Consider the following 12,876-nt stretch of genomic DNA (forward strand, 5'->3'; position numbering starts at 1 on the left):
GTGTTGTAATTCCTATCTTTATTCCATAAAGTATTTGAGATGTGGAGATGGTATTCTAATATATGGTATCGAAATATTTTTGGGCTGTTAACCTTGTGCTTAATCTTTGGATTTATCCAGTACACAAGCTTGGGAAACAAGAGTATTCGGGAAATTTTAGTGGAAATGGTACCGGCCATTGCCTTGATTTATGCGCTGATTTACGTTAACAATGTATTTATTATCAAACGCTTTTTATTGACTAAAAAATATGAGTCTTTTTTACTTTGGTTTTTTGTCTATTTGGTGTTTGGGGTATTTTGTTTAAGTCAATATGCCCTTTATGTAGGCGAATTTAAGTCTTTGATTCTCGAAATTACCAATACGTTGTTTTTTACCATTTTAGGAACGGGAACCTATTTTATTCACCAATGGGCATTTCAGAATATTACTTTACGCGAGAGAAAATTAGCAAATACTGTGGCTGAGTTGGAGTTTTTGAAGATGCAGCTAAATCCTCACTTCTTGCTGAATGCCATGAATAATCTCTATGGAGAAGCGCTGACTAATCCAACTGATACACCCAGCCGAATTTTACAGCTCTCCCATTTATTTCGCTATCAAATCGAGGCGAGTAAAAAAGAAGAAGTACACCTGGATTTGGAAATTGATTTTGTGAATGAATACTTAGATTACTATAAATTTACCAGTGACTCCTTGGTTGTAGAAATCGATTATTCCGGTGATTTAGAAGCCTACTTTGTACCACCGCTTTTGTTTTTTAGTTTGGTGGAAAATGCGGTGAAATTTAGCTTACAAACAGAAGATCCTTATATTTTAATTCGCTGGAAAGAGGAGGAAGGGAAAATTTTCTTTGAAATTACCAATAGTTGTTTGCCTAAAGATAGACAAAAACAAGGCACAGGATTGGGATTGAGTAATTTAAGAAGACGATTGGAGGTATCGGGAATTCAATCTCGATTTACAGTAGAGGAGCAAAAAAATAGATATAAAGCAAAACTTACCTTATGGGGACTAAATACAAGTGTTTAATCGTAGATGATGAAAAGCCTGCACATCAGGTATTGATGAGTCATATTGGTCAATGTGAAGATTTAGAATGTGTAGGAAATGCCTTTTCAGGGCGGGAGGCTTTGGCTTTCTTGCAGAAAAATGAAGTTGACATTCTATTGTTGGATATTAATATGCCACTGATTACTGGATTGGAACTCCTGGATATGGTTGCTGTAAAGCCAGTGACGATTATTACAACAGCATATTCTGATTTTGCGCTAGAATCGTATGAGAAAGATGCAGTAGACTATTTGTTGAAGCCCATTTCTTTTGGCAAGTTCCTAAAAGCCATTGAAAAAGCAAAAATATTCTGTAAGAACCGAAAAGAATCTATAGATGAGGAACAAGACAATGTGCTAAAAATTCGCGAAGATGGAATGGATATCACTATTGATGTTGATGAGATTATCTTTGTGGAAAGTGCAGGAAATTATATTAAGATTTTTGTTGAGCATCGCAGTAAAAGCTATTTTGTGTACGGATCACTTATTAGCATTAAAACAGAACTACCGGATCACTTTATTCAAGTACACCGTTCGTTTATTGTCAATCGCAAGCAAATCGTCAAAAAAGAATTAGGCAAAGTAACCTTGCATACCAACATCGAAATTCCAGTTGGACGAAAGTATCAGATTTTGATCGAATAATTGACTAATTGGGAGATGGGAGATGGGAGATGGGAGATGGGAGATGGGAAATGGGAGATGGGAAATGGGAAATGGGAGATGGGAAATGGGAGATGGGAAATGGGAGATAGGAAATGGGAGATGGGATTTTTCTGAATAGATTATTGAGCTATAAAGAAAAAATGTAAACCGTCCACTCTAAACCGTCCACTGCTAACTGTAAACGATTTTCTTTTTGCGTTTGCGTTGTCCAAGGATACTGATTGTGATACAACCAAAAGCGACGAATAGAGAAAGTAGGTTAAGTGTTTCTTTGTAGAGTAATCGATCAATATTTTGGAGGAGTAGTATCATACCGACGACCAAAAATAGAAAGGGGATAGCCTGTGAAAAGGAGGTTAAAAAGCGTTTCATAATTAAATTTATTTGGGTTAACAAGTTTAAATATAAGTAATTATGTTTTTCTATCCAAAAGAATGGGGGTAAAAAAGGTTAATCCAAAAGAAGATAAAAGCAAAAAGTCTGTCGATTATCGACAGACTTTTTTATATTTTGAAAAGTAAATTTCAATTGAGATTACAAGTGGATTACTTCGCCGTAAGCATCAGCAACAGCTTCCATTACTGCTTCACTCATCGTTGGGTGAGGGTGAACTGCTTTTAAGATTTCATATCCTGTTGTTTCTAATTTACGTGCTACAACTGCTTCAGCAATCATATCCGTTACACCAGCTCCAATCATATGGCATCCTAGCCATTCTCCGTATTTAGCGTCAAAAATAACTTTTACGAATCCGTCAGGTGTACCTCCAGCTTGGGCTTTTCCAGAAGCTGAGAAAGGGAATTTTCCTACTTTGATTTCGTATCCTGCTTCGATTGCTTTTTTCTCTGTAAAACCAACAGAAGCAATTTCAGGTGTAGCATACGTACATCCAGGGATATTTCCGTAATCTAATGGTTCTACATGATGACCTGCAATTTTTTCAACACATAAGATTCCCTCTGCAGAAGCAACGTGTGCTAAGGCTTGTCCAGGAACAACGTCTCCAATAGCATAGTAACCAGGGATATTCGTTTGGTAGAAATCGTTTACTAAGATTTTATCGCGATCTGTAGCAATTCCCACTTCTTCTAAACCGATATTTTCAATATTCGTTTTGATACCAACGGCAGATAAAACGATATCTGCTTCGATGATTTCTTCTCCTTTTGCTGTTTTTACTGTAGCTTTTACTCCTTCACCAGTCGTGTCTACTTTTTCAACAGAAGCATTCGTCATTACTTTGATTCCCGCTTTTTTCAATGAGCGCTCGAATTGTTTAGAAATGTCTTCATCCTCAACAGGAACGATGTTTGGCATAAATTCAACAACCGTTACATCTGTACCCATTGCATTATAGAAATAAGCAAATTCAACACCAATTGCACCAGAACCTACAACGATCATTTTTTTTGGTTGTTTAGGTAAAGTCAAGGCTTGACGGTATCCAATTACTTTTGTACCATCTTGTGGTAAGTTAGGTAATTCTCTAGAACGAGCTCCAGTTGCAATGATAATATGATCAGCAGAATATTCAGTTACTTTACCCTCTTTATCTGTTACGTCAACTTTCTTACCTGGTTTTACTTTTCCAAATCCATCGATAACTTCAATTTTGTTCTTTTTCATTAAGAATTGAACACCTTTGCTCATTCCAGCAGCAACTCCACGTGAACGTGCAACTACAGCGTCGAAATCTTTATCAACTTCTCCATTAATTGTCAGACCATAATCAGATGCATGTTTCAAGTATTCAAACACTTGTGCAGATTTTAGAAGCGCTTTTGTCGGAATACATCCCCAGTTTAAGCAAATACCTCCTAAGTTTTCTCTTTCAACTACCGCTACTTTAAAACCTAATTGAGAGGCTCTGATCGCAGTAACGTACCCTCCAGGGCCACTTCCTAAAACAATAATATCGAATTTCATATGTATGTATTTCTATATTTTACGCTACGAAAATAATCAATTATTTTCGTACTTGAAACTTTCGAGTTTGAAAAGTTGTGGGACTGTAAATTATAGAATTGTAAATTGAACTTCTTTGTTTATGTGTTTTAGCGTATAATTTGTAAGTAATGATTTAAATTGTTGTTCATCTTCTAATACAATAGGGGGTAATAGAAACAAAAAGCGTGAGATTATGGAGAAATCTCACGCCGAGGTAAAATAATAAAAACAAGTAAGGTAATGTCAGACTACCAGTAGCCTAGGAGTTTCCACCATAGCCCTCCGATGGTAATCCAAATGAATAAGTTTACAAGACTAATAACAAAACCGACTTTCCACCATTCTGTAAGGGTGGTATAACCCGCACCAAATATAATGGGGGCGGTTCCCGTACCGTAATGGGTTAACGACATCATAAGAGAAGACGAAAATCCAAGGAGTAAGGCAAGTAGCATCGGTGGAGTTCCTAAAGCGATTCCTGCAGCAAAAAAAGCGGCAAACATCGCTGTAATATGAGCAGTTGTGCTGGCAAAAAAGTAGTGTGAATACACGTATACGAGTAGCAGGATCAAGGTGCCAGTAATCCAATTGACTCCAAGATGATTAATTCCCGTACCAACGGTTTGAGCCAACCAAGAGACGAGTCCTAGTTTGCCTAAAAAACTTGCCATCATCACCAGAGCGGCAAACCAAACAATGGTGTCCCAAGCCCCTTTGTTTTTGAGGATATCATCCCAAGTGAGTACGCCTGTTGCTAAGAGGATGGATAAACCAATAAAAGCAGCGGTTGTAGGCTGTACAATAAAATCATCCCCTAAAAATAGTGCAGGAACGCCTGCCCAAAGTAAAAGTAAGAGCACAAAGACACTCAAGGTGATTTTTTCAGGTAGTGAAAAAGGTCCTAGTTCTTTCAATTGCGCTTTCGCAAATACGGGAGCATCTGGGGTTTTCTTAATTTCAGGTGGGCATATTTTGTAGATAACCAAAGGCATAATTAGCAATGAAAAAAGAGCGGGAACAAAGGCAGCTACGGCCCACATCCCCCAAGATAAGTGAAAACTCGCATCTGTTCCTTCATAGATTAAACTGACAATTAAAGGATTGGGTGCAGTTGCTGTAATAAACATGGCCGAGGTGATGGGATTTGTATTGTAGTTGACCAAAGATAAATAACGCCCAATGCGTTTTCTCAATTCTTCTGTTGGACGCGAGCCAAAGCTCTCAGAAATAGAACGCATGATGGGATAGATAATTCCACCTCCACGAGCCGTATTACTCGGAGTGACAGGTGCTAAGATGGTTTCTGCAAAGGCTAGGGCATAGGCGATACCCAGCGTTTTTTTGCCGAATAATGAAATGAGAAAATACCCAATTCTAGCACCTAATCCTGTTTTACACAAACTAATGGAAATCATGATTGAAATACCAATCAACCAAATTAAATCATTAGAAAAACCACTTAATGCATCAACTAAGGCTGCTTTGGAATTCCCTGGATTGGTGACACCTGTTACGGCAACCAAGGCAATTGCACCAATAGAAACAGCGCCAATGGGCAATGCTTTGCCTATAATCGCAGCAATGGTGCCAACAAATAACGCTAGTAAATGCCAAGCATTAGGGGCTACACCTTCGGGAACTGGAATGCAAAACCAAATAAGCAAGGTTAGGGATACAGCAATTGCAGTGGGGATCGGTTTAATCGGTTCTAATGTATAAGCCATGTTCAATGTTTTTTATTCTACGGATGAGATGTGCTTTATCTAACTTTATCTAGGAAGAGTTATAAATTGTACATCTCCTTGATATACACCTGAGTACTGTTTTTTTACTATCTACCAATAAATAGACCAAACTGTATTTTTGAATAATTTTTTTTTGAATAATGAAGCTTTTAGCTCCCTAAGAAGCAAAAAAAAGAGGACTGTGTATAAACAGACCTCTTTTGTATCGTTGTATAGGATAGTGATTACGCTGATTCAACTACCTTAAATTGAGATTCATATAGATTTCTATAGTACCCATTTTCATAGGTTAGTAATTCTTGATGTGTTCCTTTTTCCACAATTTTACCTTTATCCATCACGATAATAACATCAGCGTTTACAATAGTTGCTAAACGGTGAGCAATGATAATAGATGTTTGATTGTGAGTGAGGTAATCTGTTGCCTTTTGAAGTAATTCCTCTGAGTGGGAGTCAATCGAAGAAGTTGCTTCATCGAGAATTAAAATACTTGGTTTACTCACATAGGCGCGTAAAAAGGCAATTAATTGACGTTGACCCGAAGACAACATAACCCCGCGTTCTTTTACATCATAATCATATCCTCCTGGTAGGTTGACAATAAAATCGTGAATGCCAATTTTCTTGGCTGATTCAATGACAAATTCTCTTGAAATAGCAGGGTCGTGTAGGGTGATATTGTTGAGAATACTATCGCTAAACAAGAAAACATCTTGAAGTACGATAGCAATTTGTTGACGCAGAGAAGCTAGTTCAAAATCGTGAATATCAATGCCGTCTATTTTAATTTGTCCTGCATTAATATCGTAAAAACGGTTGAGCAAGTTGATAATGGTTGATTTTCCGGCTCCTGAAGAACCGACAATTGCAACGGTTTGTCCTGCTTTAATTTCCAAATCGATGCCTTTTAAGACTTCTACCCCTGGAATATAGCTGAAGTGTACGTTATTCAAGGAAATATCACCTTTGAATGACGGAGCTTGAATGGTTCCGTTCTGCTCAATTGTCTCATCCATTTCCAATACTTCAAACACGCGTTCTGCAGCAATGATTCCCATTTGCATTACGTTAAATTTATCGGCAATTTGACGCAAAGGATTAAAGAGCATACTAATCAACATCGTATAGGCGAATAAATCTCCAAATGTAGTGAGGTTGTCTCCTTGTACAATCGACATCCCTCCATACCAAATGACAAGCCCCAAAGTTAAAGAGGATACAATATCCGCAATGGGAAAGAAGATGGAGTTATAGAGAATATTTTTCAACCAAGCTTGGTTGTGCTTTTCGTTAATTTCTTTGAATTTTTCATATTCAATCTCTTCACGGGTAAAGAGCTGAACGATTTTCATACCAGAAATACGCTCTTGTACGAAGGTATTGAGGTTGGCAATTTGCGTACGTACTTCTTGAAAGGCATCTTTCATTTTTATTTGAAAAACACGAGTGGCATAGAGTAAAATAGGCATAGCCAATAAAACAATACAGCTGAGTTTCCAATTCATGTAAAACATAATCGCCAAGACCACAAACATTTTGAGTAAGTCGCTGACAATCATAAATAAACCTTGGCTAAAAATACTAGCAATGGATTCAATATCAGATACAGAACGCGTTACTAATTTACCAACTGGTTCATTGTCGAAATAGCGCATGCGAAAAGAGATGATTTTTTTAAATAACTTTTCGCGAATATCCTTGACGATATCTTGTCCTAACCAACTGGCCCAATAGGTAAATAAAAATTGAAAGGTCACTTCCAGGATCAAAACAATAGCCATTAATCCCACATAGATTAAAAGACCCGTTTGATCTTGGGGTTGTACATATTGGTTAACGGTTTCTTTGACCATATACGGACGAGCCGCAGCAAAAATGGATAACGCAATAGCAAAAAAGATCACCCAACGGAATCTACTCTGATAGGGTTTGGCATAAGCTAGTGTTTTGCGTAAGGATATGGAGTTTAATTTTTTCATAAATAAGGGTAACCTACTTTTGTTAAAAATAAGCCTTTTCCGGGAACTGAGAATCCTGCTTGTCCACGGTCTTTGCTTTCGATGATTGCTCTGAAATCATCTAGGGTGATTTTGTGTAAACCAACATTGATGAGCGTACCCACAATGGCGCGTACCATATTGCGTAAGAATCGATTTGCACAGACAGTGAAAACCAATTGATTGCCGTTGATGAACGTCCATTCTGCTTTGTAAATGGTACAATTGAAGGTAAAAACATCGGTATGTGTTTTTGAAAAACACTCAAAATCTTCGTATTCAAATAAAATTTGAGCCGCTTGATTCATCAACTCCACATCTAATGCGCGATGGTGATAATAGCTCAATGGATGTACAAATGCATCTTTGAATAAATGCAGGTGGTATTCGTATGTTCGATCTGTTGCATCAAAACGTGCGTGTGCATCTGCTGCAACCTCGTGAAACTGGTACACCACAATATCAGGAGGTAAAAACGAATTCATTTTTTGAATTAACGTTGGTTTATCCAAAGGGTGATCCCAGTCAAAATGCGCAAACATCTGCTTGGCATGCACACCAGCATCTGTTCTGCCTGCTCCAATTAGTTCAATTGGTTGGCGCAATAGAGTCGAAATAGCCTCGGTTAACGTTTGCTGTACAGTAGGAGCGTTCGGTTGGAGTTGCCAGCCGTGATAGTTCGCACCATTATACGCAAATTCGATAAAATATCTCAAAATAAGTCTCGTTTTAAGCCTACAAATATACTTTAAAAATGGGAAAAAAGAGAAAAGGGAGATGAATGAATCGTGAATGGTGAGTGGTGAGTGGTGAGTGGTGAGTGGTGAGTGGTGAGTGATCAGATTCATTGAACACTAAAACAAAATATAAACGGGGGATTGTTGTTTGGATTTTGCTGTTTGGCTTTTGTTGTTCAAGCAATTATTCATAACAAAGATTTTCATTGATTACTATTCTCACTCAATCTAACCAAATCCTCACCCAACCAAACCTACTTATGTTAAAAGAGAAGGCAAGTATAAATTGCCGTAATCGAGCTAGAAAAAGTAGTGAAATAGTCCTATTTTTACTTTTTGAAATAATACCGATGATGAGAAAAATAAAGAAGATTCTTGTAGCCCTGCTATGTGGAGGGCTATTTACAGTAGCACAAGCCCAAGATTTTAATCAGTATTTCGAGTATAAAACCCTGCGATTGGATTATATTTTTGGAGGAAATGCCGATCAACAGTTTATACTGTTGGATGAATTGGTGCGTTATCCGATGTGGGCGGGAAGAACCCATCACTTGAGTGAAAATGCATTGAGAGGTAATGGACAAGTGCGTCTGTATGATGAAGCAACGGATCAATTGATTTATACCACGAGTTTTAGTACGCTATTTCAAGAGTGGTTGTCCACAGAAGAGGCAGCAACAACAACGAAGAGTTTTGAAAATGTTTTTTTAGTTCCTTTTCCCAAGCAAAAAACCAAAGTAGAAGTCGTGCTATTTGATGAAAACGGAAAAGAAAAAAGTAGGTTAACACACGTAGTGGAACCTCAAGACATATTGATTCATGATAAAGGCATAGCAGAAGTAACTCCGCATGAGTATATTCATCAGGCGAAAGACAACAGTAAGGCTATTAATGTAGTATTGGTTGCCGAGGGCTATACTGAAGCAGAGATGGATCAATTTAGGGCTGTGGCTCAAGTATCTGTGGAGGAAATACTCAAACATCAGCCTTTTGATCAATTTAGCGATTACTTTAATTTTATTGCTGTAAAAAGCCCATCACATGATGCTGGAGTAAGTGTACCACGCACAGGCAAATGGAAGCAAACTGCCGTTGAATCGAATTTTGATACGTTTTATTCTCAGCGCTATTTGACGACAAATCGCTTGAAAAAAGTACATGATCTCTTAGCGGGAATTCCCTATGAACACATTATTATCCTAGCCAATACCGATGTATATGGTGGTGGCGGAATTTACAATTCTTATACCTTGACAACAACAGGACATGCAGATTTTAAACCTGTGGTGGTTCACGAGTTTGGGCATAGTTTTGCGGGATTAGCGGATGAGTATTTTTACGAACAAGATGTATTGAGCGATTTTATCTCCAATCAAACTGAACCTTGGGAGCAAAATATTACAACGCTGAAGGACTTTGATGCAAAGTGGAGTGGGCAGTTGAAAAAAGGAACCCCTATTCCTACCCCAGTAGATCAAGCTAAAAAATACCCAATAGGCGTTTATGAAGGCTTGGAGGGCAATGGAATCTACAAAGGAGCGTTAGAGTGTCGTATGCGTACCAACCAATATGATCGATTCTGTGGTGTATGTCAAAAGGCAATCGAAAAACTGATTCAGTTTTATCTCGATTAATTGTTGTTGAATAAAGTGTTAGAGCAGTGAAAAAAATAGTATTGTTATCCGATACACACAGCTGTATTGATGCGTCGATTTTAAAATACGTTAAGCAGGCTGACGAGGTTTGGCATGCGGGGGATATTGGCAATCTCGAAGTAACGGATGAGATTAAGAAGTACAAACCGCTACGAGCGGTATATGGCAATATTGACGATGCAGAAGCGCGTATCGAATTTCCAGAAGAGCAGCTTTTTGTTTGTGAAGGGATGAAAGTGTATATGATTCACATTGGCGGTTATCCGGGAAAATACCGCACTCAAGTAAAAAATCAATTGAGAAAAGAAAAACCAGGCTTGTACATTTGTGGTCATTCTCATATTTTGAAAGTACAATATGATGCCGAATATGCAGTATTGCATTTAAATCCTGGTGCTGCGGGTATTAGCGGTTTTCATCAAGTACGAACGATGTTGCGGTTTGTCCTAGACCAAGGGAATATTAAAGATTTAGAATTAATCGAATGGCCGAAAAACAAAAAAACCGAACAAGTATAATTGTTCGGTTTTTTTTACGCACTAATAAACTAAGATGTTAGGTTTATCGTAAGCGATCCACAGATTTTACAAGATCTTCATCCTTCTTGATGGCTTTGTTTGCTAATACAAGCAACACGATAGAAACAATAGGGAGGAACATCCCAATACCTTTCTCAGAAACGATTTCTGACGCTTCTCCAGATACAGTTAGTGTTCGATAAACAAATAATCCTAATAGTATAACGTTTAATATCATAGTCAGTCTGTTGCAAACAAACTGTCGTTGTCTATTTTTATAATTCATGATACTCACAGCGGTTAATGCAGCAGATGCGCCGAAAAGAAAGGTGAACGCGGGGAAAAACATAAAGTAAACTTCCTCTTGCTGTGCATTGTACCATAAAGGAAAAACAAAGGGTAATACGCCTAGTGCAATAAGAACTAGTAACATATATACGGTTTGAATTCGCTGTAACATGATGATTGATTTTCTGTAACTCACACAAAAGTAAGGTTTCTTTTTTATAAAAACCTATTAAATATTAAAAATAATTCGTATTATTGCAACAGTTATGTCGTAAGTACTTCATAATACGACACTTCTACTAACAAAAATTCCATTCTTATTTTTAAGACACAACTCATTTATTTATAATCTATAAACATTTATATGTTTGACATTTCCCAATTAGAAAAAATGAAGGTTTCTGACCTTCAGGAGATCGCGAAGCAGGCTAAGCTGACTAAGGTGTCGACTTTAAAAAAAGGAGAGTTAATTGAACGAATTTTAGAAGTTCAAGCTCCAACAGAAGGTAAGGCTAAAGCGACGAAGCCTGTTGCGCAAAAAGAAAAAGCGGTTCAAACCGAAACAGTGCAAACAGCTCCAGTAGCAGCTACTCCAGTCGAAAAACCAAGACGTCCAAGACTTGCCAAGCAAACAGCAGAGGTGGAAAGAACACCAATGGATGGGAAACAAGAAAAGAAGACTGAATCAACAGCGCATCGAACCCTCGAATCTTCAAAAGAAGAGAGTAAGGAAGATCGCGATACTGTAAAATCAGAGTCGAATGTAGATTCAAAAGTTGAAGCTAAGAGCACTTCACGTGACAACCACAAAGAGTTTACACAAAAGAAGAAAAACGATAATACTAAGCGCGACTTTCAAAAGCGCGATTTTAAAAATAACAAAAAACAACAAGGAGACGATCAACGTCAAAACGTTGCTTCTGATGCTACTAAAAGCGAAACTGAAACTCCAGTTGTAAGCGACCAGCCTGCTGTTGAACAAGACAATAAAAGACAGCATCAAAATCAACAAGGCAATAGAAACCAACAACGCAACCAAAACCAATCCAACAACAATAACGCACAACAAAAAAATAATTTCAGAGAACCTGATTATGAGTTTGATGGTATTATTGAAAGTGAAGGGGTGTTGGAAATGATGCCAGATGGTTACGGTTTCTTGCGATCTGCGGATTATAACTATTTGTCATCTCCTGATGATATCTATTTATCACAGTCACAAATTCGCCTTTTTGGTTTAAAAACAGGAGATACAGTAAAAGGAGTGGTTCGTCCTCCAAAAGAAGGAGAGAAATTCTTCCCACTCGTTCGCGTATTAAAAATTAATGGACATGATCCTCAAAGTGTAAGAGATCGCGTTTCTTTTGAGCATTTAACGCCCATTTTCCCAACGGAAAAATTCAAATTAGACGGTGCGAGAAGTACAACTTCAACGCGTATTATGGATATGTTTGCTCCTATTGGTAAAGGACAACGTGGAATGATCGTTGCACAACCAAAAACGGGTAAAACGATGTTGTTGAAAGATGTAGCGAATGCCATTGCCGCTAATCACCCTGAAGTTTATTTGATCGTTTTATTGATCGATGAACGCCCAGAAGAGGTGACGGATATGCAACGCAGTGTTCGTGCAGAAGTAATTGCTTCAACGTTTGATGAGCCTGCAGAGCGCCACGTAAAAGTAGCCAATATTGTATTGGAAAAAGCCAAGCGTTTGGTTGAATGTGGACATGATGTAGTGATCTTGTTGGATTCCATTACGCGTTTAGCCCGTGCTTATAACACCGTACAACCTGCATCAGGAAAAGTATTGAGTGGAGGGGTAGATGCTAACGCATTACAAAAACCAAAACGCTTCTTTGGAGCGGCGCGTAATATTGAAAATGGTGGTTCGTTGAGTATTATCGCTACGGCTTTAGTAGATACGGGATCTAAGATGGATGAAGTAATCTTTGAAGAATTCAAAGGAACAGGAAATATGGAGCTTCAATTGGATCGTAAATTGGCAAACAAGCGTATTTACCCTGCGATTGACATTACTTCTTCAAGTACTCGTCGCGATGATGAACTCTTGGATCGCGATGCATTACAGCGCACGTGGACGGTTCGCAAAGTGATGGATGATATGAATTCAATCGAGGCTATGACATCGATTATTGATTCTATCAAAAATACAAAAAACAACGAAGAGTTTTTTGCTGAAATTCAAGGATAATTAGTGATTTTGAATATAATTGAAAAGAGGGCATTCCACAGTGAATGTCCTCT

General features: G+C 37.9%; 11 protein-coding genes. 5 read left to right on the forward strand and 6 right to left on the reverse strand.

The window, feature by feature from the left end:
- The first annotated feature begins 39 nt into the window (after positions 1 to 39).
- Entirely contained in the window at positions 40 to 1,032 is a 993-nt protein-coding gene (locus tag ACPDHL_RS01280) for a sensor histidine kinase (RefSeq protein WP_430530995.1), read from the forward strand.
- Positions 1,008 to 1,700 carry a LytR/AlgR family response regulator transcription factor gene (locus ACPDHL_RS01285; RefSeq protein ID WP_430530996.1) on the forward strand — a complete coding sequence of 231 codons (693 nt, stop codon included), beginning with the start codon at positions 1,008 to 1,010 and terminating at the stop codon, positions 1,698 to 1,700. The genes ACPDHL_RS01280 and ACPDHL_RS01285 overlap by 25 nt, the downstream gene beginning before the upstream one ends.
- Positions 1,701 to 1,892: 192 nt before the next feature.
- On the opposite strand, the gene ACPDHL_RS01290 is transcribed toward ACPDHL_RS01285, so the two are convergent.
- The 5 genes from ACPDHL_RS01290 to truA form a co-directional block, all read right to left on the reverse strand.
- Positions 1,893 to 2,093 (reverse strand): hypothetical protein, encoded by a 201-nt coding sequence (locus ACPDHL_RS01290; protein WP_430530997.1) that lies wholly within the window; start codon positions 2,091 to 2,093, stop codon positions 1,893 to 1,895.
- Positions 2,094 to 2,255: 162 nt separating this feature from the next.
- Positions 2,256 to 3,647, reverse strand: coding sequence for a dihydrolipoyl dehydrogenase (gene lpdA / locus ACPDHL_RS01295; RefSeq protein WP_430530998.1), 1,392 nt, complete (start codon positions 3,645 to 3,647; stop codon positions 2,256 to 2,258).
- Between the two features lie 269 nt (positions 3,648 to 3,916).
- Positions 3,917 to 5,392, reverse strand: coding sequence for a DASS family sodium-coupled anion symporter (locus tag ACPDHL_RS01300; protein ID WP_430530999.1), 1,476 nt, complete (start codon positions 5,390 to 5,392; stop codon positions 3,917 to 3,919).
- 245 nt (positions 5,393 to 5,637) lie between these two features.
- Complete coding sequence (locus tag ACPDHL_RS01305) at positions 5,638 to 7,392, reverse strand: ABC transporter ATP-binding protein (RefSeq protein WP_430531000.1); 1,755 nt, start codon at positions 7,390 to 7,392, stop codon at positions 5,638 to 5,640.
- Positions 7,389 to 8,126, reverse strand: a complete 738-nt coding sequence (gene truA / locus ACPDHL_RS01310; protein ID WP_430531001.1) for a tRNA pseudouridine(38-40) synthase TruA — start codon at positions 8,124 to 8,126, stop codon at positions 7,389 to 7,391. Before truA ends, ACPDHL_RS01305 begins: the two co-directional genes overlap by 4 nt.
- Positions 8,127 to 8,497: 371 nt before the next feature.
- Here truA and ACPDHL_RS01315 point away from each other — a divergent pair, with 371 nt between their 5' ends.
- Both ACPDHL_RS01315 and ACPDHL_RS01320 read left to right on the forward strand, forming a co-directional pair.
- Entirely contained in the window at positions 8,498 to 9,781 is a 1,284-nt protein-coding gene (locus tag ACPDHL_RS01315) for a M64 family metallopeptidase (protein WP_430531002.1), read from the forward strand.
- Between the two features lie 26 nt (positions 9,782 to 9,807).
- Positions 9,808 to 10,320 (forward strand): metallophosphoesterase family protein, encoded by a 513-nt coding sequence (locus ACPDHL_RS01320; RefSeq protein WP_430531003.1) that lies wholly within the window; start codon positions 9,808 to 9,810, stop codon positions 10,318 to 10,320.
- A 43-nt stretch (positions 10,321 to 10,363) separates the two neighbouring features.
- On the opposite strand, the gene ACPDHL_RS01325 is transcribed toward ACPDHL_RS01320, so the two are convergent.
- A complete protein-coding gene (locus ACPDHL_RS01325; RefSeq protein WP_430531004.1) occupies positions 10,364 to 10,780 on the reverse strand; it encodes a DUF4293 domain-containing protein in 417 nt (138 codons plus the stop codon).
- 192 nt (positions 10,781 to 10,972) lie between these two features.
- Between ACPDHL_RS01325 and rho the strand changes: the two genes are divergently transcribed.
- Positions 10,973 to 12,823, forward strand: coding sequence for a transcription termination factor Rho (gene rho, locus ACPDHL_RS01330; protein WP_430531005.1), 1,851 nt, complete (start codon positions 10,973 to 10,975; stop codon positions 12,821 to 12,823).
- Positions 12,824 to 12,876 lie beyond the last annotated feature (53 nt).

The sequence above is a fragment of the Myroides sp. C15-4 genome, from assembly GCF_050522745.1.
GTDB lineage: Bacteria > Bacteroidota > Bacteroidia > Flavobacteriales > Flavobacteriaceae > Flavobacterium.